The organism is Pseudomonas sp. MYb193 (genome assembly GCF_002966775.1).
GTDB classification, from domain to species: domain Bacteria; phylum Pseudomonadota; class Gammaproteobacteria; order Pseudomonadales; family Pseudomonadaceae; genus Aquipseudomonas; species Aquipseudomonas paracarnis.
In genome coordinates this window covers 4,100,016-4,125,784 of the sequence record NZ_CP023269.1, presented here as the reverse complement: position 1 = coordinate 4,125,784, position 25,769 = coordinate 4,100,016, and the positions used below count along the sequence as shown (strand labels likewise).

The 25,769-nt window shown below is 59.2% G+C and carries 27 protein-coding genes, 1 tRNA gene and 2 pseudogenes; 22 read left to right on the top strand and 8 right to left on the bottom strand.

Features of this window, described 5'->3' with window-relative positions; translation table 11 throughout:
* Positions 1–99: 99 nt before the first annotated feature.
* Both CLM72_RS18720 and CLM72_RS18715 read left to right on the top strand, forming a co-directional pair.
* Complete coding sequence (locus CLM72_RS18720) at positions 100–1,284, top strand: thiolase family protein (RefSeq protein ID WP_003192745.1); 1,185 nt, start codon at positions 100–102, stop codon at positions 1,282–1,284.
* 600 nt (positions 1,285–1,884) lie between these two features.
* On the top strand, positions 1,885–2,841 hold the full coding sequence (locus CLM72_RS18715; RefSeq protein ID WP_105227474.1) for a DMT family transporter: 957 nt from the start codon (positions 1,885–1,887) through the stop codon (positions 2,839–2,841).
* On the opposite strand, the gene CLM72_RS18710 is transcribed toward CLM72_RS18715, so the two are convergent.
* The gene (locus CLM72_RS18710) at positions 2,838–4,220 is read right to left on the bottom strand and encodes a class II fumarate hydratase (RefSeq protein ID WP_014719259.1); all 1,383 of its coding nucleotides are present in this window, start codon (positions 4,218–4,220) and stop codon (positions 2,838–2,840) included. The genes CLM72_RS18715 and CLM72_RS18710 overlap by 4 nt on opposite strands.
* 196 nt (positions 4,221–4,416) lie before the next feature.
* Between CLM72_RS18710 and CLM72_RS18705 the strand changes: the two genes are divergently transcribed.
* From CLM72_RS18705 to CLM72_RS18675, 7 genes are all read left to right on the top strand, one after another.
* Complete coding sequence (locus tag CLM72_RS18705) at positions 4,417–4,935, top strand: DUF2059 domain-containing protein (RefSeq protein WP_105227472.1); 519 nt, start codon at positions 4,417–4,419, stop codon at positions 4,933–4,935.
* 6 nt (positions 4,936–4,941) lie between these two features.
* Entirely contained in the window at positions 4,942–5,235 is a 294-nt protein-coding gene (locus tag CLM72_RS18700; RefSeq protein WP_105227470.1) for a BolA family transcriptional regulator, read from the top strand.
* A 101-nt stretch (positions 5,236–5,336) separates the two neighbouring features.
* Positions 5,337–6,278 carry a rhodanese-related sulfurtransferase gene (locus CLM72_RS18695; RefSeq protein WP_105227468.1) on the top strand — a complete coding sequence of 314 codons (942 nt, stop codon included), beginning with the start codon at positions 5,337–5,339 and terminating at the stop codon, positions 6,276–6,278.
* Between the two features lie 36 nt (positions 6,279–6,314).
* On the top strand, positions 6,315–6,917 hold the full coding sequence (locus CLM72_RS18690; protein ID WP_170949794.1) for a DsbA family protein: 603 nt from the start codon (positions 6,315–6,317) through the stop codon (positions 6,915–6,917).
* The gene (locus CLM72_RS18685; RefSeq protein WP_034126161.1) at positions 6,910–8,712 is read left to right on the top strand and encodes an ABC transporter ATP-binding protein; all 1,803 of its coding nucleotides are present in this window, start codon (positions 6,910–6,912) and stop codon (positions 8,710–8,712) included. Before CLM72_RS18690 ends, CLM72_RS18685 begins: the two co-directional genes overlap by 8 nt.
* Before the next feature lie 71 nt (positions 8,713–8,783).
* Positions 8,784–11,246 carry an EAL domain-containing protein gene (locus CLM72_RS18680; protein WP_105227466.1) on the top strand — a complete coding sequence of 821 codons (2,463 nt, stop codon included), beginning with the start codon at positions 8,784–8,786 and terminating at the stop codon, positions 11,244–11,246.
* A gap of 78 nt (positions 11,247–11,324) precedes the next feature.
* A complete protein-coding gene (locus tag CLM72_RS18675; RefSeq protein ID WP_371920475.1) occupies positions 11,325–12,098 on the top strand; it encodes a TenA family transcriptional regulator in 774 nt (257 codons plus the stop codon).
* A 120-nt stretch (positions 12,099–12,218) separates the two neighbouring features.
* Here CLM72_RS18675 and CLM72_RS18665 read toward each other — a convergent pair whose 3' ends face one another.
* Together CLM72_RS18665 and lldD are read right to left on the bottom strand one after the other, a co-directional pair.
* Entirely contained in the window at positions 12,219–13,145 is a 927-nt protein-coding gene (locus tag CLM72_RS18665) for a GGDEF domain-containing protein (protein ID WP_014719251.1), read from the bottom strand.
* 412 nt (positions 13,146–13,557) lie between these two features.
* On the bottom strand, positions 13,558–14,688 hold the full coding sequence (lldD, locus tag CLM72_RS18660) for an FMN-dependent L-lactate dehydrogenase LldD (RefSeq protein ID WP_034126164.1): 1,131 nt from the start codon (positions 14,686–14,688) through the stop codon (positions 13,558–13,560).
* A 99-nt stretch (positions 14,689–14,787) separates the two neighbouring features.
* On the opposite strand from lldD, the gene CLM72_RS18655 reads away from it, so the two are divergent.
* From CLM72_RS18655 to CLM72_RS18610, 10 genes and pseudogenes are all read left to right on the top strand, one after another.
* Positions 14,788–15,711, top strand: coding sequence for a LysR family transcriptional regulator (locus CLM72_RS18655; protein WP_105227459.1), 924 nt, complete (start codon positions 14,788–14,790; stop codon positions 15,709–15,711).
* Positions 15,712–15,744: 33 nt separating this feature from the next.
* Positions 15,745–15,820, top strand: a tRNA-Asn gene (locus CLM72_RS18650).
* 121 nt (positions 15,821–15,941) lie between these two features.
* Positions 15,942–16,190 (top strand): annotated as a pseudogene (locus CLM72_RS18645) (ParA family protein); the annotation flags it as partial.
* 153 nt (positions 16,191–16,343) lie between these two features.
* Positions 16,344–16,766, top strand: coding sequence for an arsenate reductase ArsC (locus CLM72_RS18640; protein ID WP_105227457.1), 423 nt, complete (start codon positions 16,344–16,346; stop codon positions 16,764–16,766).
* 8 nt (positions 16,767–16,774) lie between these two features.
* Positions 16,775–17,119, top strand: coding sequence for a metalloregulator ArsR/SmtB family transcription factor (locus tag CLM72_RS18635; RefSeq protein WP_168220182.1), 345 nt, complete (start codon positions 16,775–16,777; stop codon positions 17,117–17,119).
* A 24-nt stretch (positions 17,120–17,143) separates the two neighbouring features.
* The gene (locus CLM72_RS18630) at positions 17,144–18,427 is read left to right on the top strand and encodes an arsenic transporter (protein ID WP_096143207.1); all 1,284 of its coding nucleotides are present in this window, start codon (positions 17,144–17,146) and stop codon (positions 18,425–18,427) included.
* A gap of 16 nt (positions 18,428–18,443) precedes the next feature.
* Complete coding sequence (locus CLM72_RS18625) at positions 18,444–18,914, top strand: arsenate reductase ArsC (RefSeq protein ID WP_105227453.1); 471 nt, start codon at positions 18,444–18,446, stop codon at positions 18,912–18,914.
* Between the two features lie 46 nt (positions 18,915–18,960).
* Complete coding sequence (gene arsH / locus CLM72_RS18620; protein ID WP_105227451.1) at positions 18,961–19,674, top strand: arsenical resistance protein ArsH; 714 nt, start codon at positions 18,961–18,963, stop codon at positions 19,672–19,674.
* A 20-nt stretch (positions 19,675–19,694) separates the two neighbouring features.
* A complete protein-coding gene (gene arsC, locus CLM72_RS18615; protein ID WP_105227449.1) occupies positions 19,695–20,117 on the top strand; it encodes an arsenate reductase (glutaredoxin) in 423 nt (140 codons plus the stop codon).
* A gap of 102 nt (positions 20,118–20,219) precedes the next feature.
* A pseudogene (locus CLM72_RS18610) lies at positions 20,220–20,504 on the top strand (FAD-dependent oxidoreductase); the annotation flags it as partial.
* 27 nt (positions 20,505–20,531) lie between these two features.
* On the opposite strand, the gene CLM72_RS18605 reads toward CLM72_RS18610, so the two are convergent.
* From CLM72_RS18605 to CLM72_RS29000, 4 genes are all read right to left on the bottom strand, one after another.
* Positions 20,532–21,113: a DJ-1/PfpI family protein gene (locus tag CLM72_RS18605; RefSeq protein WP_249348353.1), complete on the bottom strand. Its 582-nt coding sequence runs from the start codon at positions 21,111–21,113 to the stop codon at positions 20,532–20,534.
* A 154-nt stretch (positions 21,114–21,267) separates the two neighbouring features.
* On the bottom strand, positions 21,268–21,426 hold the full coding sequence (locus tag CLM72_RS28795) for a hypothetical protein (protein WP_158688693.1): 159 nt from the start codon (positions 21,424–21,426) through the stop codon (positions 21,268–21,270).
* A complete protein-coding gene (locus tag CLM72_RS18600; protein ID WP_105227447.1) occupies positions 21,427–21,774 on the bottom strand; it encodes a hypothetical protein in 348 nt (115 codons plus the stop codon).
* Positions 21,755–21,928 carry a hypothetical protein gene (locus CLM72_RS29000; RefSeq protein ID WP_014719228.1) on the bottom strand — a complete coding sequence of 58 codons (174 nt, stop codon included), beginning with the start codon at positions 21,926–21,928 and terminating at the stop codon, positions 21,755–21,757. The genes CLM72_RS18600 and CLM72_RS29000 overlap by 20 nt, the downstream gene beginning before the upstream one ends.
* 135 nt (positions 21,929–22,063) lie before the next feature.
* Between CLM72_RS29000 and CLM72_RS18595 the strand changes: the two genes are divergently transcribed.
* Both CLM72_RS18595 and CLM72_RS18590 read left to right on the top strand, forming a co-directional pair.
* Positions 22,064–22,738: a response regulator transcription factor gene (locus CLM72_RS18595; protein WP_105227445.1), complete on the top strand. Its 675-nt coding sequence runs from the start codon at positions 22,064–22,066 to the stop codon at positions 22,736–22,738.
* Positions 22,731–24,059: a HAMP domain-containing sensor histidine kinase gene (locus CLM72_RS18590; RefSeq protein WP_105227443.1), complete on the top strand. Its 1,329-nt coding sequence runs from the start codon at positions 22,731–22,733 to the stop codon at positions 24,057–24,059. The genes CLM72_RS18595 and CLM72_RS18590 overlap by 8 nt, the downstream gene beginning before the upstream one ends.
* 10 nt (positions 24,060–24,069) lie before the next feature.
* Here the strand turns inward: CLM72_RS18590 and CLM72_RS18585 are convergent, their stop codons facing one another.
* On the bottom strand, positions 24,070–24,510 hold the full coding sequence (locus tag CLM72_RS18585) for a hotdog fold domain-containing protein (protein WP_105227441.1): 441 nt from the start codon (positions 24,508–24,510) through the stop codon (positions 24,070–24,072).
* A gap of 134 nt (positions 24,511–24,644) precedes the next feature.
* Between CLM72_RS18585 and CLM72_RS18580 the strand changes: the two genes are divergently transcribed.
* Positions 24,645–25,262: a TetR/AcrR family transcriptional regulator gene (locus CLM72_RS18580; RefSeq protein WP_054921569.1), complete on the top strand. Its 618-nt coding sequence runs from the start codon at positions 24,645–24,647 to the stop codon at positions 25,260–25,262.
* Positions 25,263–25,769 lie beyond the last annotated feature (507 nt).

The window sequence follows — 25,769 nt, the reverse complement described above, 5'->3', positions numbered from 1 at the left end:
ACGTCGGTCCATGCTTTTGCATCCACGCAGTGAATGATCATCGCGGTCGGCCAGGCCTGGATCTATCCTCGATTCACATCCACAAGATCGAGGTAGCCCATGCGTGAAGTAGTGATCGTCGACAGCGTGCGAACCGGCCTGGCCAAATCCTTTCGCGGCAAGTTCAACCAGACCCGTCCCGATGACATGGCGGCCCATTGTGTCAATGCGCTGCTGGCCCGCAACGGGATCGACCCGGCGACGGTGGAAGACTGCATCGTTGGCGCCGGCTCCAACGAGGGCGCCCAGGGCTATAACATCGGGCGTAACGTGGCGGTGCTCTCGCAACTGGGCACCGGTACGGCGGGCATGACCCTCAACCGTTTCTGTTCGTCGGGCTTGCAGGCGATTGCCATTGCCGCCAACCAGATCGCTTCGGGCTGCAGCGACATCATTGTTGCCGGTGGCGTGGAGTCCATCAGCCTGACCATGAAGAGCGTCAACACCGATAACCTGATCAACCCGCTGCTTAAAGAACAGGTGCCGGGCATTTACTTCCCCATGGGCCAGACCGCCGAAATCGTTGCGCGCCGATATCACGTCAGCCGCGAAGACCAGGACCTTTATGCGCTGCAAAGCCAGCAACGCACCGCCCAGGCCCAGGCTGATGGCTTGTTCAACGATGAAATCGTACCGATGGCGGTCAAGTACAAGGTCGAGGACAAGAACACTGGCGCGGTGCAGATCCTGGATGGCGTGGTAGACCGTGACGACTGCAACCGCCCGGACACCACCCTGGCCAGCCTCAGCGGCCTGAAGCCGGTATTTGCCGAGGATGGCTCGGTGACGGCAGGTAACTCCTCGCAGCTCTCCGACGGTGCGTCGATGACCCTGGTGATGAGCCTGGAAAAAGCCCTGGAGCTGGGGCTCAAGCCCAAGGCGTTCTTCCGTGGCTTTACCGTGGCCGGTTGCGAGCCGGACGAGATGGGCATCGGCCCGGTGTTCTCGGTGCCCAAGTTGCTCAAGGCCAAGGGTTTGCAGGTGGCGGACATCGACCTGTGGGAACTCAATGAGGCCTTTGCTTCCCAATGCCTTTACGCGCGCAATCGCCTGGAGATTGATAATGCCAAGTACAACGTCAACGGCGGCTCGATCTCCATCGGGCACCCGTTCGGCATGACCGGCTCGCGGCAAGTAGGGCACCTGGTGCGGGAGTTGCAACGGCGCAATCTTCGTTATGGGATTGTCACCATGTGCGTGGGGGGCGGGATGGGCGCCACCGGGCTCTTCGAAGCGGTGCGCTGACTGCGGTTGGAACAGCGCCAGTGTGGGAGGGCTAATGTGGGAGCTGGCTTGCCTGCGATGACGGCCTGATAGCCGACACCCATCTACCTGGCACACCACGATCAACCTGTGGGAGCGGGCTTGCTCGCGAAGGCGGCCTAACAGTCAACACAGTTGGACCGGGTACATATCCGTTATTTCGGTAACGGCCACTTAGGGTTCCGCCCTGACGGCGGCTCACTTTTGAAAAGCGCAAAAGTAAGCAAAACGCTCTTGCCCCACCACTCGGCACCTCGCCTAGGCTCGGTGTGCCCGAACACAGGCTTGAATCCGTGGGCCGCCGCCACGCGCCATCCATGGCGCGGGGCGGCTAACCCGGCGTCCTGCCGGGTTACCCACGAATTCAAGCCTGCGTTCGGCCAGCGTGGTTTAACGGGGCGCCTGAGATCAAGATCACAAGCAGATCAAGAGCAAGATCAAGAGCGACTCGCTTCGCATCGTGGTTACCGTGGGCGTATGGCCATCGCAGGCAAGCTCCCACACTCAAAACTGTGACGTATCCGAACTCAGTGACTTGCCCCTAGAATGCCTGCTCCACTTCCTCTGGCATCTGGGGCACTCATGCACATCTCTTCCGGCCGCTGGGTCTACGGTTTCTTCCTGACCCTGCTGACCGCGTTCCTGTGGGGCATTCTCCCGATCAAGCTCAAGCAAGTGTTGCAGGTGATGGACCCGATCACCGTGACCTGGTTTCGCCTCATGGTAGCGGGCACGTGCCTGTTCGTTTACCTGGCCGCCACCAAACGCCTGCCCAGCCGCAAAGTGCTTGGCCCCAAGGGTGGGTGGCTGGTGGGCATGGCGGTGTGTGGCCTGGTGGGCAACTACGTGCTGTACCTGGTTGGCCTGAAAATGCTTAGCCCCGGCACGGCGCAGTTGGTGGTGCAGATGGGGCCGATCTTTCTGATGGTTGCCAGTGTGTTTGTGTTCAAGGAGCGCTTCAGCCTGGGGCAGGGAGTGGGGCTGTTGGTGCTGATCGCAGGCTTCGGCTTGTTCTTCAATCAACGTCTGGTGGAATTGCTGACGTCCATGGGCACCTACACCGCCGGTGTGCTGACGATCCTGCTCGCCACCACCATCTGGGTGTTCTATGCACTGGGGCAGAAGCAGTTGCTGACGGTATGGAATTCATTGCAGGTGATGATGGTGATTTACTTGTCGTGCGCGGTGTTGCTCACGCCTTGGGCGCACCCGCTGGAGGCGTTGCAGTTGAGCCCGTTGCAAGGCTGGCTGCTGCTGGCGTGCTGCATGAATACGCTGGTGGCCTACGGCGCATTTGCCGAAGCCCTGGCGCATTGGGAAGCCTCGCGGGTCAGTGCGACCCTGGCGTTGACGCCGTTGGTGACCTTTGTGGCGGTGGCAGTGGCGGCCTGGCTGTGGCCGGACTATGTGCAAGCCGAAGAGATCAATGCCTTGGGGTATGTGGGGGCTTTGGTGGTGGTGACTGGCTCGGCGATGGTGGCGCTGGCGCCTTCGCTGCTCGCCGGGCTCAGGGCCCGGCGGCTGCGGATGTCGGTTTAAGCGCCGAGCATGTTTTCCGGGCGCACCCACTGGTCAAACTCGGCATCGGTGAGGTAGCCCAGCTCCAGTGCAGCCTCACGCAGTGTCAGCCCTTCGGCGTAAGCCTTCTTGGCGATTTCGGCTGACTTGTCGTAGCCGATATGCGGGTTGAGGGCGGTGACCAGCATCAGCCCGCGTTCCAGGTGCTGGGCCATTTGCTCGGCGTCGGGTTCAAGACCGGCAATGCAATGCTCCTGGAAGTTGTTGCAGCCATCGGCCAGCAGGCGGATCGACTCCAGCAGGTTGTGGATGATCACCGGTTTGTACACGTTCAACTGCAAGTGCCCTTGGCTGGCGGCCATGCCGATGGTCACGTCGTTGCCCAGCACCTGGCAGGCCAGCATCGACAGCGCTTCGCATTGTGTGGGGTTGACCTTGCCGGGCATGATCGAACTGCCCGGTTCGTTGGCCGGCAACTTGACTTCGGCCAGCCCGGCGCGAGGGCCGGAACCCAGCAGGCGCAGGTCGTTGGCGATCTTCATCAGCGCCACGGCCAGGGTTTTCAGCGCGCCGTGCAAGGTCACCAGCGGCTCATGGCCGGAGAGGGCGGCGAATTTGTTCGGCGCGGTCACAAAAGGTAAACCCGACAACGCGGCCAGCTCGGAAGCAATCGCCTCGCCAAAGCCATGGGGGGCATTGAGGCCGGTGCCGACGGCGGTGCCGCCCTGGGCCAGCTCGCACACCGCGGGCAGGGCGCTGCGGATCGCACGCTCGGCGTAATCGAGCTGGGCGATAAACGCCGAAAGTTCCTGGCCGAAGGTGATCGGTGTGGCATCCATCATGTGGGTACGGCCGGTCTTGACCAGCTTCATATGCCGCGCGGCCAATTCTGCCAGTCCACCGGACAAGGTGGCGATCGCCGGCAGCAGTTGCTTGTTCACCGCTTGCACCGCAGCAATGCTCATGGCGGTGGGGAAGCAGTCGTTGGAACTCTGGGAACGGTTGACGTGATCGTTGGGGTGCACCGGGCTCTTGCCGCCGCGGTTGTTGCCGGCCAGTTCGTTGGCGCGGCCAGCGATCACTTCGTTGGCGTTCATGTTGCTCTGGGTGCCACTGCCGGTCTGCCAGACCACCAGCGGGAACTGGTCATCATGCTGGCCGTCCAGGACCTCGTCGGCAGCCTGTTCGATCAGGCGGGCAATATCGGCGGGCAGGTCGCCGTTGCGGTCGTTGACCCGAGCGGCGGCCTTCTTGATCAAGGCCAGGGCATGCAATACCGCCAGCGGCATGCGCTGCTCGCCAATCGCGAAATTGACCAGCGAACGTTGGGTTTGCGCGCCCCAATAGGCGTCATCAGGGACCTGTACTTCCCCCAGGCTGTCGGTTTCGATACGGCTCATCGGTCACCCTCGTTATGCAGTCGTGATTGGTCAGTTTAGGCCCTGGCGGCCAGCGTGGGTTCCCTAAAAGCGTATTTGTGCCATCGCGCCCCGTGAAACCGGGGCTTGCCAAGGAGTGGGGTTGAGCCGCGAGGTTTTTTAGGCGCAGAATGGTCGCCCTTGGGGTCTTACCTCGCCTGCTAGAAAAGGAAACTCGATGACTCGTCTTCGTGCCATCTGTACCGCGGTTGCTCTGGTTTGCGCCAGCGGCCAGGTTCTTGCCGATACCGCCAGCCACAACGCCAGTGCCGAAGCCTTCCTTACCCTGGCCCATGCAGACAAGCTGGGGACCCCGGTGTACATGCAAGTGCAGCAAATGTTCGCCCAGCGTTTTGAACAGACCAAGGCGCCTGCCGCCAAGCAGTCGGTACTGGACAGCTACCAGGCCAAGGCCAACGCCGCTCTGGACCAGGCCATCGGCTGGCCGAAGCTCAAGCCTGACATGGTCAAGCTCTACACCACCAACTTCAGCGAATCCGAGCTCAAGGACCTGGTAGCGTTTTACAAGTCGCCACTTGGCAAGAAAGTCCTGGAAAAAATGCCCCAGCTGACCCAGCAATCGGCCCAGATGACCCAGGCCAAGCTGGAAAGCGCCGTACCGGTGGTGAACAAGCTGTTGGAAGACATGACCAACGAGCTGGCGCCAAAAGCCGCTGCACCGGCCAAGAAGAAGTAAGCAGGAATGACCATGCAACAGCGTATCGAAACGGCCCTTGCCGCCCTGGCCCCGCAACACTTGAGCGTGCTGGATGAAAGCCACATGCACAGCCGTGGGTTGCAGACCCACTTCAAGGCCGTGCTGGTCAGCCAGCAGTTCGAGGGGCTCAACCGCGTCAAGCGCCATCAGAAGGTCTATGCCACCCTGGGTGATCTGATGAGCGAGTTCCATGCGCTGGCGCTGCATACCTATACGCCCGAAGAGTGGGCGACGATCGACGCAGCCCCGGCCTCGCCGACCTGCGCCGGCGGACATTGACGGGGGAACCCTGATAGAATCCGCAACGCGCCGCTTAGCCGGCGCGTTTTTTTTGCATCCGGTTCACCCCTTACGAGGGTAGCCACCTGGAGAGAACACCCATGACTCAACCGATTGTCGTGGCGGCACTGTATAAGTTCGTCACCCTCGAAGATTACGTCGCCCTGCGCGAGCCCCTGTTGCAGGCGATGGTCGATAACGGCATCAAAGGCACCTTGCTGATCGCCGAAGAAGGCATCAACGGCACCGTTTCCGGCAGCCGCGAAGGCATTGACGGCCTGATGGCCTGGCTGAAAAAAGACCCGCGCATGGTCGACATCGACCACAAGGAATCCTACTGCGACGACCAGCCGTTCTATCGCACCAAGGTCAAGCTCAAGAAAGAGATCGTGACCCTGGGCGTTGAAGGCGTCGACCCGAACAAAAAGGTCGGTACCTACGTCGAACCGCAGGATTGGAACGCGTTGATCAGCGACCCGGAAGTGTTGTTGATCGATACCCGTAACGACTACGAAGTGTCAATTGGCACGTTCGAAGGCGCAATCGACCCGAAAACCACCAGTTTTCGCGAATTTCCCGACTACATCAAAGCCAACTTCGACCCGGCCAAGCACAAGAAGGTCGCCATGTTCTGCACCGGCGGCATTCGCTGTGAGAAGGCGTCGAGCTACATGCTCAGCGAGGGCTTCGATGAGGTCTACCACCTCAAGGGCGGTATCCTGAAGTACCTCGAAGAGGTGCCCCAGGAAGAAACCAAATGGCAGGGCGACTGCTTTGTGTTCGACAATCGCGTGACCGTGCGCCACGACTTGAGCGAAGGCGACTACGATCAATGTCATGCCTGCCGCACACCCGTGAGCGTAGAAGACCGCGCCTCCGAGCATTATTTGGCCGGCATCAGTTGCCCCCATTGCTGGGATAAGCTGCCGGAGAAGACCCGTCGCAGCGCAATCGACCGCCAGAAGCAGATCGAACTGGCCAAGGCCCGCAACATGCCGCACCCGATTGGTTACAACTATAAGCAAACCCCTTCCGAGGCCTGAGCCATGTCTGCGCGCCTGCTCTATGTAATGGACCCGATGTGTTCCTGGTGCTGGGGCTTTGCCCCGGTGGCACAAGCGCTGGTGGAGCAGGCCCAGGCGGCCGGCGTGGACGTGCACCTGGTGGTGGGCGGCTTGCGCACCGGCAGCGGCGCGGCGCTGGAGCCGACTACCCGGCGCTACATCCTTGAACACTGGCAGGCCGTCACCGACGCCACCGGCCAGCCGTTCAAGCGTGACGGCGCGCTGCCTGACGGGTTTGTCTACGACACCGAGCCGGCGTGCCGCGCTATCGTCACCGCACGCAGCCTGGCGCCGGATTGCGCCTGGAAGCTGCTGGGGCTGATCCAGCGTGCGTTCTATGTCGAAGGACGGGACGTGACCCTTGCCCATGTGTTGGTTGAGCTGGCCGAGCAGGCCGGCATTCCACGTATCGAGTTTGCCGGCGAGTTCGACCGTGCCGAGCAGCACGCGGCCACGGCGGCCGATTTCACTTGGGTGCAAGACCTGGGCATTGCCGGGTTCCCGACCCTGCTGGCCGAACGCAACGGCCAGTTGGCCTTGCTGACCAATGGTTACCAGCCGCTGTCCGAGCTGTCGCCGTTACTGGGTCGATGGCTGGAGCGAGCTGCCTGTGTATGAACAGCCTCCACGCACCGACCGCCTGACCTGGGCAGAAATTCGCCGCCTGGCCCTGCGCCACAAGAAATCCCTGTGGGTTGCCAACGGCGTCGCTGTGCTCGCCACCCTGTGCAGCGTGCCTATCCCGCTGTTGTTGCCGTTGCTGGTGGACGAAGTGCTGCTGGGCCATGGCGATGCCGCCCTCAAGGTGATGAATCACGCGCTGCCCCTGGGTTGGCAAAAAGCCGCTGGCTATATCGGCCTGATGCTCTTGGTCACCCTGGCCCTGCGCTGCGGCGCGCTGGTGTTCAACGTGGTGCAGGCGCGGCTGTTTGCGCGCTTGGCCAAGGACATCGTGTACCGCATCCGCGTGCGCCTGATCGAGCGTCTCAAGCGTATCTCTCTGGGTGAGTACGAAAGCCTGGGCAGCGGTACGGTCACCACTCATCTGGTGACCGACCTGGACACCCTGGACAAATTCGTGGGTGAAACCCTCAGTCGCTTCCTGGTGGCGATGCTGACCCTGGTCGGCACCTCGGCGATCCTGGTGTGGATGCATTGGCAACTGGCGTTGTTGATCCTGTTGTTCAATCCGTTGGTGATCTACGCCACGGTGCAATTGGGCAAGCGCGTCAAGCACCTCAAGAAGCTGGAAAACGACAGTACTTCACGCTTTACCCAGGCGCTGACTGAAACCCTCGATGCCATCCAGGAAGTACGTGCCGGCAACCGCCAAGGCTTTTTCCTCGGGCGCCTGGGCCAGCGTGCTCAGGAAGTGCGTGACTATGCCATTCATTCCCAGTGGAAAACCGACGCGTCGAGCCGCGCCAGTGGCTTGCTGTTCCAGTTCGGTATCGACATCTTCCGCGCCGCGGCCATGCTCACTGTGCTGTTTTCCGACCTGTCCATCGGCCAGATGCTCGCGGTGTTCAGTTACCTGTGGTTCATGATTGGCCCGGTGGAACAACTGCTGAACCTGCAATACGCCTATTACGCGGCGGGCGGCGCGCTGTCGCGCATCAACGAGCTGCTGGCGCGTGCCGATGAGCCGCAATACCCAGGCGGCGCAGACCCGTTCAGCGGGCGCGAGACGGTCGGCATCGAAGTGCGTGGCCTCGACTTTGGCTACGGCGAAGACCTGGTACTCAACCAGTTGAACCTGGCCATCGCACCGGGTGAAAAGGTGGCAATTGTCGGCGCCAGCGGCGGCGGCAAAAGCACCCTGGTGCAACTGCTGCTGGGGCTCTACACGCCGCAGGCCGGCAGCATTCGTTTTGGCACTGCCACCCAGCAGGAGATCGGCCTGGAGACCATCCGCGAAAACGTCGCGGTGGTACTGCAACACCCGGCGCTGTTCAACGATACCGTGCGCGCCAACCTGACCATGGGCCGCACCCGCACCGATCAAGCCTGCTGGCAGGCGCTGGAAATCGCCCAACTGGATGCTACTGTCAAGGCATTGCCCTTGGGCCTGGACAGCGTTGTCGGGCGTTCGGGCGTGCGCTTTTCCGGTGGCCAGCGGCAACGCCTGGCGATCGCCCGCATGGTGCTCGCCGAGCCTAAAGTGGTGATTCTGGACGAGGCCACATCTGCATTGGATGCGGCGACCGAGTACAACCTGCACCAGGCACTGGCGCGGTTTCTCAGCGGGCGTACTACACTGATCATCGCCCACCGGCTGTCTGCGGTGAAGCAGGCTGACCGAGTGTTGGTGTTCGATGGCGGGCACATCGCCGAGGATGGCGACCATCAGCAGTTGATTGCCGATGGTGGGTTGTACGCCAAACTGTACGGACACTTGCAACAAGTGCGTTGATTTAGCTTAGGCTGTGCTATCGGGAGCGGATTTTCGCGTGCGTATTAAGCTGTGCATGTGTAAGGGACTTCATGAAGCAAAAGCGGACTCTCGGAACGCCACGTCTGTTGGGAATTGTCTGGCCCTTCATCGCCGTCGTGTTGTTCCAGGCATTGTTAGGCTGCGTCAGTCTCTACGTGCTTTCGGCAGTGCGGGGTTATGTGGCGGGTGAAAGCCTGTGGTCCAAGGGCCAGAAGGATGCCATCTACTACCTGACCCTCTACGCCGATAACCGCAACGACGCCACCTACCTCAAATACCAGCAGGCCATTGCCGTGCCCCAGGGTGGGCATGAATTGCGCATTGCGCTGGACCGTCCCAATCCAGACATGGAGGCCGCGCGCCTGGGTATTCTCAAGGGCGGCAACCATCCGGACGACGTTTCCAGCCTGATCTGGCTGTACCTCAACTTCCGCCATTTCAGCTACCTGGAAAAAGCCATTGAGCTGTGGACGGTGGGCGACGGCTATCTGCTGCAGTTGGATGAGCTGGCCCAGGAGATGCACGGCGCCATTACCTCCGGCTACGTCAGCAATGACGATGTCCATAGTTGGAAGGCGCGCATCACGGCCATCAATGAGGGGGTGACGCCCGCCGCCAAGGCCTTCAGCGATGCCCTGGGCGAAGGTTCGCGGATGATCCTGCGCCTGTTGTTGATCACCAACCTGGCGACTGCCTTGGGCCTGATCGTGTTGGCGCTGCTGCGCACCCACAAGCTGCTGGCCCAGCGTCATGCCTTTGCCGATGCGCTGCAAGCGGAGAAGGAGCGGGCGCAGATTACATTGGAGTCGATTGGCGACGGGGTGATTACCACCGATGTCGACGGGGCCATTGCCTATATGAACCCTGCCGCTGAGGCCTTGACCCACTGGCGCTCGGAGCAGGCCCAGGGCCTGCCGCTGGCGGCGTTGTTCAAACTTTTGAATGAAAACGCCGAGCCCGACGGATTCACCCTGATTGAGCACATCGTCAAGGGCCAGTTCAGCGGCGGCAGCGAGCATTCCAAGCTGATCCAGCGCCTGGACGGCAGCACGGTCTCGGTCACCCTGGTGGGCGCTCCGATCCGCAGCGCCGGCAAGATCAGCGGTGCGGTCCTGGTGCTGCACGACATGACCCAGGAACGCCAGTACATCGCCAATCTTTCCTGGCAGGCCACCCATGACGCCTTGACCGGCCTGGCCAACCGTCGCGAGTTCGAGTTCCGCCTTGAACAGGTGCTGCAACAGGTCGCGCGCCAGCAAAGTGGGCGACATGCCTTGATGTTCCTCGACCTCGACCAGTTCAAGCTGGTCAATGACACCTGTGGCCACGCGGCGGGCGATGAATTGTTGCGTCACATCTGCGCGCTATTGCAATCAGACCTGCGCGAAGGCGACACCCTGGCTCGGTTGGGCGGCGACGAGTTTGGCGTCCTGCTGGAAAACTGCCCGCCGCAGGTGGCGGAAAAAATCGCCGAGAGCCTGCGCCATACCGTGCAGAGCTTGCACTTCGTGTGGAAGGGGCGGCCCTTCATGACCACTGTCAGCATTGGCCTGGTGCATATCTCGCAAACCCCGACCACCCTGGAAACCTCCCTGCGCGCTGCCGATATGGCGTGCTACATGGCCAAGGAAAAGGGCCGCAACCGGGTGCAGGTCTACCACGTCGACGACTCGGAATTGTCTCTGCGGTTTGGCGAGATGGCCTGGGTACAGCGGCTGCATATCGCCCTTGAGGAAGACCGCTTTTGCCTCTACGCCCAGGAAATCGCGCCGTTGGGCCCTACCGACGCCGGCAATGGGCACATCGAAATTCTCCTGCGGCTGCATGACGAAGCGGGGCGGATCATTTTACCCAACAGTTTTATTCCGGCGGCCGAGCGTTACGGTTTGATGACGTCCCTGGACCGTTGGGTAGTGGAAAACGTATTCAAGATTATCGCCCGCTGCATGCATGAGCGTCCGGGCCGACCCATGGCCATGTGTGCGATTAATCTGTCAGGCATAACCATTGGCGATGATGACTTTTTGGGTTTTTTACGTCAGAAATTCGATAGTTACAACATTCCACCGGAAATGATTTGTTTTGAAATAACTGAAACGAGCGCTATAGCCAATTTGGGCAGTGCGATTCGATTTATTAATGAACTCAAAGCGTTAGGGTGCCATTTTTCCCTGGATGATTTTTGCGCCGGAATGTCCTCATTCGCATATTTGAAACATTTACCTGTAGACTTCCTGAAGATCGATGGAAGTTTCGTAAAGGATATGCTGGACGACCCGATTAACCGCGCCATGGTCGAGGTGATCAACCACATCGGCCACGTCATGGGTAAGCGCACGATTGCCGAGTTTGTTGAAACACCCCAGATCGAACAGGCTTTACTTGAGATAGGTGTGGATTACGCTCAGGGCTACCTGATTGAACGCCCGCAATTGTTTACCTTTGATAGCCTGCAGTGCCGACCTGAGCGGCCGCAGCCTCTGTTATTCAAGGCGCCCGGCACTTTCCGCTGAAACATTTGCTGGTCTGTACAATCACACTTGAAAAGGAGCCCCACAGTGATCGACACATTCAACAGAACCGGCCCGCTTATGGAAGCCTCGAGTTACCCCGCCTGGGCGCAGCAACTGATCCAGGACTGTAGCGAGAGCAAGCGTCGGGTTGTCGAGCACGAACTGTACCAGCGCATGCGCGACAACGCCCTCAGCGCCAAGACCATGCGCCACTACCTGATTGGTGGTTGGCCGGTGGTGGAACAGTTTGCCTTGTACATGGCGCAGAACCTGACCAAGACCAAGTTTGCCCGCCATCCTGGGGAGGATATGGCGCGCCGTTGGCTGATGCGTAACATTCGCGTGGAGCTCAACCATGCCGACTATTGGGTCAATTGGGCGCGGGCTCACGGCGTCAGCCTTGAAGAACTGCAAGCGCAGGAGGTGCCGCCCGAGTTGCACGCCCTGAGCCATTGGTGCTGGCACACCAGCTCGGCGGATGCGTTGATCGTCGCGATTGCCGCCACCAACTACGCGATCGAGGGGGCGACGGGGGAGTGGTCTGCCGTGGTCTGCTCTACTGGTGTGTATGCTGCCGCCTTCCCTGAGGAAGATCGCAAGCGGGCGATGAAGTGGCTGAAGATGCACGCCCAATACGACGATGCCCACCCTTGGGAAGCCCTGGAAATCATCTGCACACTGGCGGGGACCAGCCCGAGCAAGGCCTTGCAGGAAGAGTTGCGCCAGGCGGTGTGCAAGAGCTACGACTACATGCACTTGTTCCTGGAAAGCTGCATGCGTCTAGAGAATGCGGAAAAAGACAAGGCGCCAGCCGTTCGCGAGCGCCCTGTGCGCATCGCCAGCGAGGCGTAACGGTAACTGTGGCGAGGGAGCTTGCTCCCGCTGGGGCGCGAAGCGGCCCCATTCTTTATTTAAAAAGAATGGGCCTGCTACGCAGTCCAACGGGAGCAAGCTCCCTCGCCACAACTGACCTTATCCCGCCATCGCCAAGCGATTGCGACCTTCGCGCTTGGCCACGTACAACGCATTGTCGGCCCGGCGCAGCAGGCTTTCAGCCGACTCGGCCGCCAGCAGCGTAGAACAACCGAGGCTCACGGTCAGTTCGATTCGCGTGCCCTCTACCCAGTAGTCCTGGGCTTGCGCCGCCTGGCGCAGGCGTTCTCCCACCATTCTCGCGGCATCGCGACCGGTGTTGGAGAGTAGGATCAAAAACTCTTCCCCGCCAAACCGAAACACCATGTCCACGTTGCGCAGCTGGCGTTTGATCGCCCCGGCTACGGCGCGCAGTACGCTGTCGCCCGCAGCATGCCCATGGGTGTCGTTGATTTTCTTGAAGTGGTCGATGTCCAGCATCAACAACGACAGCGGGTGCAAGTGCCGACGTGCCATGTCGATTTCTCGCTGCAGCGTCTGGTCCATGGCCACACGGTTGCCGGTTTCGGTCAACGGGTCACGCAGGGCGCTGCGGGTGGCGGCGCGGTAGAGCAGGGCGTTGCGCATCGGATAAAGCAAGGTCACCAGCAGGAGTTCGAGTTGGCTCAGTTCCTCTTCAAGCAACCGCTGGTTGCGACGAAAGACCAGTTCCCCCAGGTGTTCGCCTTCATGGCTCAGGGTGTAGCTGACGGAGTGATGACCCCGGTGGCCAAACTCCAGGCGCAGGTCGCTGGCGGCGTGACGGTATTGCAACGCGTCCAGCGGCACCAGGCGCTGAACCTCACGAAAGAACAGGCCCAGGATGCGCTCCGGCTCCAGGCTGGTCTGCAACTGCTGGTTCAGTTGCTGGCGAAGTTCGGCGAGGGTGGCGGGGCGGCGTGGGCGCAAGGATGGCTGGCCAAATCCCAGGCGTTGCAATTTGGCACTGTCAAAGTCAATTGCGTTGGTCTGGGTGGGGGTTTTCATAAGCGCGGGGCCTCTAAGCACTGGGCTGTCTTACAGGCGGGATGAGGGTGGCGAGTGCCAAGCGTCTTACTGATCCTTCAGTTCCGTAAAACATTGGAAACAGTTTAAACCGCTTTTCGTTGGGTTATAACCCCATGGCACTGCCGCACGTCTTGTCATCGCCGAACCTGCTTGAACAGTACTAGAGCGAGATTCAGGCCAAGTGTATTTAGTTGGCAAAAATCCTTATAAATCAATTAACTAATTTTTAAGTAAGAAAAGTCCGTTAAAGCATGGCGCCAGTTATTTGGCTGATTTGGGCCAGCGTTGCCGCCGGCCCGGTTGACGTAACTGTTTCGGTGGGGCGAGTTGCTTGTCGCAAATAAACAACGCTTCGGTTATTCGTGAACAAAGTACACCGCACCCATCACCACTAGACCAGGGTGGTACGGTCGATTTGCGCGATGGAGGTGACCCCGGTAAGGGTCATGGCCACGCGCATTTCCTTGGCGAAGATGTCCAGCAGATTCTCTACCCCATGCTGGCCCTCGGCGGCCAGCGCGTAGGCGGTGGCACGCCCCAGCAGGCACGCCTTGGCGCCCAGGGCGAGCATGCGCACCACGTCGAGCCCGGAGCGAATGCCGGAGTCCACCAGCACGGTCAAGTCATCGCCCACCGCTTCGGCAATCGGCGGCAACGCCTTGGCCGTGGACAGCACCCCGTCGAGCTGGCGGCCGCCATGGTTGGAGACCACGATGCCGTCGGCACCGAAACTCACCGCGTCCTTGGCATCCTGAGGGTCGAGGATGCCCTTGATGATCATCGGGCCTTTCCAGAATTCGCGGATCCACTCCAGGTCTTTCCAACTGATGGACGGGTCGAAGTTGTTGGCCAGCCAGCCAATGTAGTCCTCCAGGTGAGTGGGTTTGCCCAGGTATTTGGAAATATTGCCCAGGTCGTGGGGGCGGCCCATCAAGCCCACATCGAAGGCCCACTGCGGCTTGGTCACCGCCTGCAACATGCGCCGCTGCGCTGCATAGGGGCCAGACATGCCCGAGTGCGCATCGCGGTAGCGTGCGCCGGGTGTGGGCATATCCACCGTGAATACCAGGGTGGTCACGCCGGCGGCCTGCGCCCGCTCCAGGGCGTTGCGCATGAAGCCGCGATCCTTGAGCACATACAGCTGGAACCAGATCGACTGCGGGCTTTGCGAGGCCACTTCCTCAATCGAACACACCGACACTGTCGACAGGCAAAAAGGGATGTTTTTGTTGGCCGCCGCCTTGGCTGCTTGCACTTCACCGCGTCGCGCATACATGCCGGTCAGGCCGACCGGGCTAAGGATCACTGGCATCGCCAGTTCGGTACCGAACAGCTGGGTGGTGAGGCTCAGGTCGTCGACATTGCGCAGGATGCGTTGGCGCAGGCTGATCTCGGCCAGGTCCGAACTGTTGGCGCGAAGCGTGTGCTCGGCGTAGGCACCGCCGTCGATGTAATCGAACAGAAAGCGCGGCAACTTGCGCTTGGCCGCAGCGCGGTAATCGGAAGCGGACGAGATGATCATCAACAGTGTCTCCCTGGGCAAAGTGCTACACCCTAAGCAAAGTTATGCCATGATGAAAACAACTTTTATCACTGTCATCCAGTCACTAAAGGAATACTGATGAACCTGCGAACCTTGCGTGCGTTTGTCGAAGTGGTGCGCCAGGGCGGGTTCTCCCAGGCGGCGGAAGTGGTTGCCCTGACCCAGTCCACCGTGAGCAAAGCGGTCAAGACCCTTGAGGACGAACTGGGCATGCCGTTGCTCAATCGTCTCGGCCACAGGAATGAACTCACCGCCGCTGGCGAAATTGCCTACCGCCGCGCCTTGGTGATGCTCGCCGAACGCACCGACTTGATGGCTGAAATCAACGACCTGCGCGGCCTCCAGCGCGGCGTGCTGCGCATCGGCCTGCCGCCGGTAGGGTGCGGAGTGTTGTTTGCGGCGATGTTCGCCACTTACCGCAGCCGTTACCCGGGCATCGACATCGAACTGACCGAGTACGGCAGTAAAAGGCTGCGCGAATGCCTGGAAGCAGGGGAGGTGGACCTCGCCGCCTTGCTGCTGCCGGTTGATGAAGGCTTCGACTACCAACCGGTGCGCAACGAGCCATTGATCGCCGTATTGCCCATGGGTCACCCACTGGCCCAGCGCGAGCGCATCGACTTCACCGACCTGGCCGACTCACCCTTCATCCTGTTCGAGGCCGGCTTTGCCCTCAATGCCAAGATCCTCAGCGCCTGTGAACGCAAAGGCGTGACGCCCAAAGTCACCGCCCGCAGTGGGCAAATAGACTTCATCGTCGACCTGGTCACCGCCGGGCTGGGCGTCGCCTTCCTGCCTAGGATGCTGGCGCACAAACACCAACATCCCGGCATCGCCTTGGTCCCCCTGGACGAGCCCCACACCGATTGGCACATCGCCCTGGCCTGGCGCGCGAGCGCCCACTTGCCGCCGGCGGCAAGGGCCTGGCTGGATTTGGCCAAGGAACCGCCGTATTCAAGCGAGCAGGGGGACGATTTGCGGAAAGTTTCTGAGGACGCTTGACTTCTTCTTTTTAATCAGTAACATACGGCGCATTCCGCGATAGCTCAGTTGGTAGAGCAAATGACTGTTAATCATTGGGTCCCTGGTTCGAGTCCAGGTCGTGGAGCCAGATAGAGAAAAGCCTGTAGAGATACAGGCTTTTTTTTGCTTGGGATTTGACCCAGCAACCCAGACGCTTAGCGCGCTTAGCATGACGCCATCTCTAATCCTTCGATTCAGAGGTAAGGCCAATGAAAGTCGCTGCAGTCGTTTCAACCAAAGGCGGGCCGGGGAAAACTACGGTTGGCGCCAATCCAGGCGCGTTCTGCGCCGACGCGGGTCTTCGTACCTTACTCATCGATCTCGATACCCAGCCGTCACTGTCCTCGTTCTATACGCTAACGCATGAGGCGCCGGGCGGGACCTACCCACTGATCGCCAATAACGAGACGCGTGCCGATCAGGTCATTTCCAAGACCCGCATCCCTAATCTTCGACTGAAGGAGTTCCCGCACATCGTCTGGAGTATCGGGCTTGCGACTCACCGCCGCTCTCCAACGAACAGGAAGAAAAGCGGCGATAGCGAACACATATGGTTTACTGGATATTTGAATATCCGTATATTCGTTTCTCCATATGCATAGAGTTCAACCATGAGCCCTGCTATCAAAGTGCTTTTCGTGTGCGTTGCCAACTCAGCCCGCTCCCTGCTTGCAGAGGCTTTGCTGCGGCACACCGACCCGCGCTTCGAGGCCTTCAGCGCAGGGTCTGAACCATCTGAGGTTGATCCGCGCACGACTCAAGCATTGGAGGCGGTTGGAGTCGATGCAACGGGTCTGCGCAGCAAGTCCATCAACGAGTTTCAAGCTGATCGATTCGATTACGTAATCACTCTTTGTGATAAATCCGCAAGCGAGTGCCTACCAATGCCCAGCGCAGGTGAAGTCATTGCCTGGGATTTTCCTGACCCAGTAACCAGCGATGATCCTGGCGCATTTCGCCACACGCTCCACGACATTCACGAGCGCATCAAGCTCTTCGTTTTGGTCAAGACCAAACACCTGGAGGATCTGTGACAGAACCCATGAACCCCACCACCTTATTCAAGTGCCTGGCGGATGACACCCGAGCAAAAATTTCGCTGCTTGTCGTGAGTGAAGGTGAGCTGTGTGTTTGCGAGCTAACGGCAGCACTCGACCTGAGTCAGCCGAAGATTTCTCGTCATTTGGCGCTGCTGCGCTCTGCCGGTTTGCTGTTGGATCGTCGCCAAGGCCAATGGGTGTACTACCGGCTGAATCCTGATTTGCCCACGTGGGTGACTGCAGTTTTGAAGGAAGTAGTAGACGCCAATCAGCAATGGCTGGAAACCGAGGCTAAGCGCCTCTGCTGCATGAGCGACCGTCCGATCAACCAAGCCGTGTGTAGCTGATTCACGCCCAACCGGATTAATGAAATGCTGATTGCCGTATTGATCTTTATCGCCACCATCGTCCTTGTTATCTGGCAGCCCAAGGGGCTTGGGGTGGGCTGGAGTGCGATGTTCGGTGCCATCGTGGCGTTGCTGGCAGGTGTCGTTACCCTTGCCGACATACCAGAGGTTTGGCACATAGTCTGGAACGCTACCGGAACGTTCATCGCGGTCATTATTATTAGTCTGTTGCTTGATGAGGCAGGCTTTTTCAAATGGGCTGCGCTGCATGTGGCCCGATGGGGAGGCGGGAGCACCCGTAAGCTGTTCGCATTTATCGTCCTGCTGGGCGCAGCGGTGTCGGCCCTGTTCGCCAATGACGGAGCAGCATTGATCCTCACACCCATTGTGATCGCGATGTTGCTGGCGCTGCGTTTTTCTCCTGCGGCTACGTTGGCATTCGTCATGGCAGCCGGTTTTATCGCCGATACGGCGAGCTTACCGCTGGTGGTTTCCAACCTGGTCAACATTGTCTCTGCCGACTACTTCGATATCGGCTTCAACGAATATGCTTCGATCATGGTGCCGGTAAACATCGTCAGCGTGGCAGCGACATTAGCCATGCTGCTGTGGTTTTTCCGCAAAGATCTACCAAAGACCTATGACCTCAACCAACTGGACAATCCGGACGAGGCGATCCACGACCGGGCCACTTTTGTAGCCGGTTGGTGGGTGCTGGCATTACTGCTGATCGGCTTCTTTGTCATTGAGCCATTGGGAGTGCCAATCAGCGCCATTGCAGCGGTCTGTGCATTCATTCTCTATGTCATCGCGGCTCGTGGTCACGCCATCAACACAAGCAAGGTGCTAAAAGAGGCGCCATGGCAGGTGGTGATTTTTTCTTTGGGTATGTACCTGGTTGTTTATGGCCTGAAGAACGCCGGCCTGACCGACCACATCGCGCAGATCCTGAACGTGTTCGCCGGTTATGGCGTTTGGGGCGCGTCCCTTGGTACAGGGCTGCTAACAGCGTTGCTGTCTTCGATCATGAACAACATGCCCACCGTTCTGGTAGGCGCCTTATCCATTCATGCCGCCGAAGTCGATGGTGTTGTCCAGCAAGCGATGGTTTACGCCAACATCATCGGCTGCGACCTGGGCCCGAAGATCACCCCAATTGGGAGCTTGGCAACTCTGTTGTGGCTGCACGTGCTCGCCCGGAAAAACATAACGATCAGCTGGGGTTACTACTTCAAGACCGGGATCGTGCTGACCGTGCCCATCCTCGTCGCCACATTGTCCGCCCTGGCACTGCGCCTCAGTTTTTGAATCAAGGAATCGTCTGATGAAAGTCTTGTTCATGTGCACCCACAACAGCTGCCGCAGCATTCTGTCCGAGGCGCTTTTCAACCACTTGGCGCCCAAGGGTGTAGAAGCCGTCAGTTCAGGAAGCTTTCCCAGTGGCCGGGTGAATCAACGGGCATTGCAAACGCTGGAGGCGGCGGGTATTTCCACGGTGGGCTTGAGCAGCAAGGCTTCGGATGCTTTTGAGGGCTCGCCTCCAGACATCGTGATCACTGTCTGTGACCGGGCAGCGGGTGAGGCATGCCCAATCTTCTTTGGGCCAGCTTTGAAGGCGCATTGGGGTCTGGCCGACCCGTCTGACGCTAGCGGGTCGGAGGCCGATATCACCGCAGCTTTTGAAACCACACTCGCCAAAATTCACGAGCGCGTGAGCGCATTTCTTGCGCTGCCACTGAAGACCATCAGCGCTGAACAGTTGAAAGCTGAACTGAACCGCATCGGTTCGCTTTAAAGATCAACCGAGCGGCACCCAACCAGGCGCCGCCGTAGGAGTTTATATGCAAGACACATTGCCGAACGTACACGCTGACTTGATCGACATTCCGTCGCTGGAGCAACTGTCGCCTCGCACGCCTTCGCTCCATAAACCTCGCATTCTTCTGCTGTATGGATCAACGCGAGAGCGCTCCTTCAGCCGATTAGTCACGCAAGAGGCGGCACGCCTGCTGAATGAGTTTGGCGCTGAAACCAAGATCTTTGACCCATCGGGTCTACCGCTTCCGGATGACGCTCCCGATACACATCCAAAGGTCTCTGAGCTGCGCGAGCTGATGCAATGGTCTGAGGGACAGGTGTGGTGCTCCCCTGAGCGTCACGGCTCCATGAGCGCAGTATTCAAAGCCCAAATTGACTGGGTTCCGCTGGCGATAGGTGCTGTACGACCTACGCAGGGCAAAACCCTAGCTGTGATGCAGGTCTGTGGCGGCTCCCAATCCTTCAACGTGGTTAACCAACTGCGCGTACTGGGTCGATGGATGCGGATGTTCACCATCCCAAACCAATCTTCGGTGGCAAAGGCGTTCACCGAGTTCGACGAGGCAGGTCGTATGAAACCCTCCTCGTACTACGACCGACTGGTGGACGTGATGGAGGAGTTGATGAAGTTCACGCTGCTGTTGCGGGATCGCCAGGATTATTTGGTTGATCGGTACTCCGAGCGTAAAGAGTCCGCCCAAGAGCTTTCCAAGCGCGTCAACCAGCGCTCCATCTAACGTCAGCACGAGGAAGCGATATGAGCCAGATCACGATCTACCACAACCCCGAATGCGGCACTTCTCGCAATACCTTGGAGTTGATCCGTAACAGCGGGGAAGAACCGACGGTTATCGAGTACCTGAAGACCCCGCCTGATCGCGCCACACTTACCAGGCTCATCGGGGACATGGGTATCGGGGTGCGGGCTCTTTTGCGTATTAAAGGCACTCCGTGCGAAGAGCTGGGATTGGGTGAAGCTTCGCTGACGGACGAACAGCTCATCGATGCCATGATGGCTCACCCTATCCTGATCAATCGCCCCATCGTCGTGACGCCTTTGGGGACGCGTTTGTGTCGTCCGTCAGAAGCTGTGCTCGATTTGTTACCGCAAGAGCAGCGAGGGAGTTTCGCCAAAGAGGACGGCCAAATAGTCATTGATGAGCACGGTCGCAGAGTCTGATACGACGACGGTGAGGTGCCGCGATTGAGCCTGGAGGATGCTGGTGAGTCAGAATTCGAAACTTGATGTTGTGGTCATTGGCGGTGGTCAATCCGCGCTGACACCTCAACGGGTGTCGTGTGGTCATCAGGAAACGAGACGAAGGTGGATGTCGTCATCTGGTGCACCGGGTTTTCTCCAGCGCTCGACCACCTAAAGAGCCTAGGCATTGTAGGCCAGGATGGCAAAGTGGCTGTGGACGAAAACCGGAGTGTTGCTTCACCCAATCTGTGGCTGGTGGGTTACGGCGATTGGACGGGGCTCGCGTCTGCGACATTGATCGGAGTAACCCGTACCGCTCGGGATGTAGTCAAGCAAGTAAAAAGCTATCTCACAGGCGGAGCCTGATAGCTTGCGCCGAGAATTCGAGTGAGGCTACTGTAATGCGACTTCAAGCTCGGGGAAGAAGGCAAACAAAGCGAAACCCAGAGCCGAAGTTGCCAGGCCGACCACGGCGGCGGCCTGGGAATTCCAGCGCTGCCTGACCGGCGCGCTGCCAGAAGCCGTGACCACACCCTGGTCGGCAACGGCGTACGGTACGTCCTGGTAATAATCTGCTCCGCGATAATGCACCTGCTTGAGGTTGTCAGCGGAATTGGAGGTGTGCTGCAAGTGATCCAGCACTCCAGCCTTGGCCAGTACGCGGGTACCGTCACAGATCCCCGCCACGACGATGTTCCTGGCGTGAGCCTCACGGACCAGCGCCTCGATGGCGGGTGCCTTGTCTGTTTTCCAGATCGGGCCTCCCGGCACAATCAGCAAGTCGACATCGTCCAGCCGAATGGCCTCGATGGCCAGGTCGGGAATGATGGTCATGCCACCGGATGATGTCACTTGCTTGCCACCGGGAGCGGCAAAACAAGTCTCGAAGCCATAGTAGGCGCGGCCCGTGGAATTGATCAGCGCGGGCTCCCAGTCAGAAAAATTCTCGGTGAGGATAGTAACGGCACGTACCATTTGAGTGTCCTTCTCAAGTTTCCATGATAATCAGCAGCAACCTGCCCAGCAGGATTGTCCTGGTGGGCATTGCTGTCGAGTGTACTCGCCAGCGGGGCTGATGAATGGTGTGTGGAGTATTGGCAGTATGTGTTTCAACTGGCAATGACAGTGATCAACGCGGCAGCATGTTCAGGCGTGAAACGTTGAGAGGGTGTTCTGGTGCGCTGCACAGCTCGCCGTTGGCGACCTGGCCTGGCAGCAAGTCTGCCTCCAGCGCGGCGGCTTTAGAGCGGCCCGGCGCCTGCACTGGGTAAGCATAAAGGCCGTGCATCTAAAACGTGCGCGGTGATTGAGCTGCAGGCAGGAGGTAGTCGAACCGTTGCGCAAGGTTCCAGCCTGATAGCCGCTGCAGCTCATCGACATCGCTCGACTCATCTTCCTGCGCGATGTAGCACTCGTCACCACTGCGCCTGTCATCGGGATAGACCATAAAACCACCACGGCCGTCAGGGCAGTCGGGCAGATACACCGAGGTCAGGTTGCGTTGCTCATCGAGGTGCGCATTCAAGCGCGCGATATATAGACCCATCGAAACCGCCACACCAATAACCAGCACCACGCAGACGACCAACTGGCTGGCATAGCTGGCGCCCAGCTCATCACGACGCACGGGCGACATGACACGACCCTGTCTGCTCAACATTCTGGCCAATCAGAAACCAGCCACTGCCTCCCATGCGTACCAACTGAGTTTGCTGTGGAAGGATGCCCACCATCAGCGCGAGGAAAATCACGGCTAACAGCACCCCTTTGATCATCGAATACAGGTTCATGACGGTGACGAGCTCTGGATAAGAAGAGCCTTAGCCTAAGCAGCGCGGGGTTAACACCAGGTAAACATCGCAGGAAACAGCCTGACTTCCGCTATCCTTCACACCGCTGAGCACCATCTGCCCGAGGGTTTTTCCGTGCATATTCATCTGCTGCTGGTCGAGGACAACCTGGACCTGGCCACCACTGTCATCGAGTACCTGGAGATCAGCGGTATCGTCTGCGATCACGCCAGCAATGGCCAGGCCGGGCTCAACCTGGCGCTCAACCAGCATTACGACGTCATTCTGCTGGACATCATGCTGCCGCGACTGAACGGCCAGCAGTTGTGCGCAGGGTTACGCCAGCAAGGCATCCAGACCCCCATCCTGATGCTGACCTCGCTGGATGCGTTGCCCGACAAGCTCGCCAGTTTTGCTGCGGGAGCCGACGACTATCTGGTCAAGCCGTTCGAGCTTGCCGAGCTGGTGGCGCGGATTCGCGCCTTGAGCCTGCGGCGCAGCGGCCAGACCAGCCGCCTGCAAGTGGACGACCTGGTCATGGAGCTGACCACTCGCACAGTCAGCCGGGCAGGGCAGGAGCTTCATCTGTCACCCATCTGCTGGGCCTTGCTGGAGCACTTGATGCGCGCCAGTCCCGAGCCTGTTCCCAGGGAGCGGTTGGAAAGCAAAATCTGGGGCGATGAGCCGCCCGACAGTAATACGCTCAAAGTGCATATGCATCGGCTGCGCAAGACGGTAGACAAACCTTTTGGCCGGCCATTGATCCACACCCTGGCGGGTGTCGGCATCCAGGTAAAGGCCCATGCGTAGCGGCCTGAGCCTGAAGTGGGTAATCAGCGGCAGTTTCCTGTGTCTGATTGCGGTGGTGCTGGTGATCTATAGCAGGCTGCTGCCTGAATTCACCGTGCGCGGCCTGTTCTACACCGCCAGCGCGATGATGGAGGAGGAAGCCCTGTATTTTCTCCGGCACTACAAACAGGACCCGACCACGCCGACGCCGCACAATTACTACTACACCAGCGTCATCGGCAAGGAGGCGTTGCCGCAGGACGTGCGCGAGTTGCTGAATGCACCGCCGAGCCTGTCCTTTGGTGCGGTGAATATCTTCGGCGATCTCTATTCCGATGACGACGAGGCGCCGTTCCATATCGTTCTCGAACAACCTTTGGGCGACGGCAAAACCCTCTACATGTATGACATCGACCACGATAAGGAGGTAGGGGGTGAGGTCGAGACGCCATTGTCCGACGCCTACTTTGACCAGGTACTGGAAAGCGTCCAGCTCATCAGCCTGGCCGTATTCGTGCCGGCGCTGATTATCATCGCGCTGTTGGTGTGGTGGTTGGTGCGTCCGCTGGGACGTCTGATCCAATGGTCCAGCACCCTGAACAATCCTGACGCCCTGGCCAGCGAGCGGCCGGGTTTCAACTTCAAGGAGTTCAATATGTTGGCCGATGCCCTGGCCAAAAGTGTTGTGCAAGTGCAGGCCGCCAGCCAGCGTGAAGGCCGCTTGTTGCGCTACACCAGCCATGAACTGCGCACGCCGCTGGCGGTGCTCAAGGCCAATATCGAATTGTTGGCTCTGCAATCGGGTGGTGTGCTACCACCCTCGTTGCAGCGCGTAGAACGCTCCGTGCTCAATATGCAGCTCATCGCCGAGACATTGCTGTGGATGAGCCGCGAACGTCCAGAGTCGTTGCCCGAGGAAGACGTTAATCTGAGCGAAGTAGTTGGCGAACTGATTGAAAGGCACCGCTACCTGATCGGTCACCGGGATATTGAGCTAAGCATCGACATCCACAACGAACCTTGCCGGCTGCCCCCTACGGCGTGTCGTATCGTGATCGGCAACTTCCTGCGCAATGCGCTGCAATACGCGGAAGAGGGCACGGTGGATATCAGTTTCAAATACCCCCGGCTGGTGATTGCCAATTACATCAGTGAGGTCAAGCCGCGGCAGGAGTCCGATGATTTTGGGTATGGGCTTGGGTTGCAGTTGATGCGGCAGTTGTGCGCAAAGCTGGGCTGGCAGATTGAGGTGATCCGTGAGCAGCAGCGGTTTACGGTCATTCTTGATTTTACGAGCGGGCGGGACACGCCGCCGGCAGACGGCGCACCTGGAGTCTGTTGAACGATTGTGCCTAAGCGAGCTTCACATTCATGGTGATGTGGGCGGTGAAGACCTTGACGCCGCCCGCATCGAAGATCTCCACCGGCACGATCTTGTCTCCGGTGGTTTGCCAATCGATAGCGCTGCCATCGGCAACAGCGCGGATATCGGTTTTCGCCTTGGCCAGATATTCCACAGTCATGCCTTTGGGAATCCAGCGTGCGCCTGCGGGGATCGACGCGTCGGTCATCATGCCGCCGGCCAGTTCGGCGGCGTTGCACAGTGCGATGGCATGCACCGAGGCCAGGTGATTGGTGATTTCCTTGCGAAACGGCACGGTGACCACCGCATGGTTGGGTTTGAGCTCCGCGATCTCGGGAGTGATGGTGCTGAAGTAGGGTGCCATTTGGCACGCCAGGTTGCTGAATGCGGCGGGGCCTACGCTATTGAACATGCTCAGGGCTTGGCTCATCGGAATATCCTCAAGGGTCATTTGCAGAATAATATTCTGTAACGGAACAATATTCTGTTGATTCCACGACTGTCAACCTGAGCTTTCTCTGCCGGTCGTTCAGCCTATAAACTGTTTTGATTTGGCGTTCCTCCATGCACTCCATCGATCTCATCGAGCGCACCTTCCCCGGCAGGCGCAGCGACCTCAAGCGCATCATCCTGCGCGAAGCACTGGCGTGTTTTAACGAGGTGGGCATCGAGGCGACCTCTATCGAAACCATTCGCGCGCGCTGCGATACCAGCGTGGGCGCTATCTATCACCACTTCGGCAATAAAGAAGGGTTGGTCGCTGCGCTGTTCTTTGCGGCGCTGGAGGACCAGGCCAGTCTGCGTGACCACTATCTGCAAGCAGCGGACACCGCCCACGCAGGTGTCGTCGGGCTGGTGTACAGCTACGTTGAATGGGTGACCGCACAGCCGGACTGGGCGCGGTTCGTGTTCCAAAGCCGCTTTGCCGTCTCCAGCGGCCCGTTCAAGGACGAGCTGCTTGCACGCAATAAACAGCGCAACCAACAGTTGAAGGAGTGGATGAGCGGGGAAGGGCGCAAGGAGCATTTCAGTCACTTGCCTGCCGAGCTGATCCCTTCGCTGATCATTGGCGCGGCGGAAAGTTACTCGCGTGCGTGGTTGTCGGCGAAGGTCAAAAAGAGCCCATTTGAATACCGCGAACTGCTGGCTGAAGCAGCGTGGAAGTCGATCAGCCTGGGTTAGTCAGTCCTCCATCCCCTGTGGGAACTGTCGAGCTTTAGCGAGGCTGCGAAAGCGGTGGTTCAGGCGATGAAGAGGTTGCCTGTGCCGCCGCCATCGCAGCCTCGCTGGGGCTCGACAGCTCCCACATTTGGACGGTGTTATGGTCGAGAGTTGTGTTTGGCGCGGTGGCCCTGCAAAGCGTAATTCCACATACACAGCCGATCCCCTGTGGGAGCTGTCGAGCTTCAGTGAGGCTGCGAAAGCGGTAGTTCAGGCGATGAAAAGGTTGTCTGTGCCGCCGCCATCGCAGCCTCGCTGGGCCTCGACAGCTCCCACATTTGGACGGTGTTATGGTCGAGAGTTGTGTTTGGCGCGATGGCCCTGCAAAGCGTAATTCCACATACACAGCCGATCCCCTGTGGGAGCTGTCGAGCTTTAGCGAGGCTGCGATAGCGGTGGTTCAAACGATGATCCTTTCGGTAATGGCCCACCTGGTCAAATTCCTTCTGAGGCTATACTTGCCTCCTT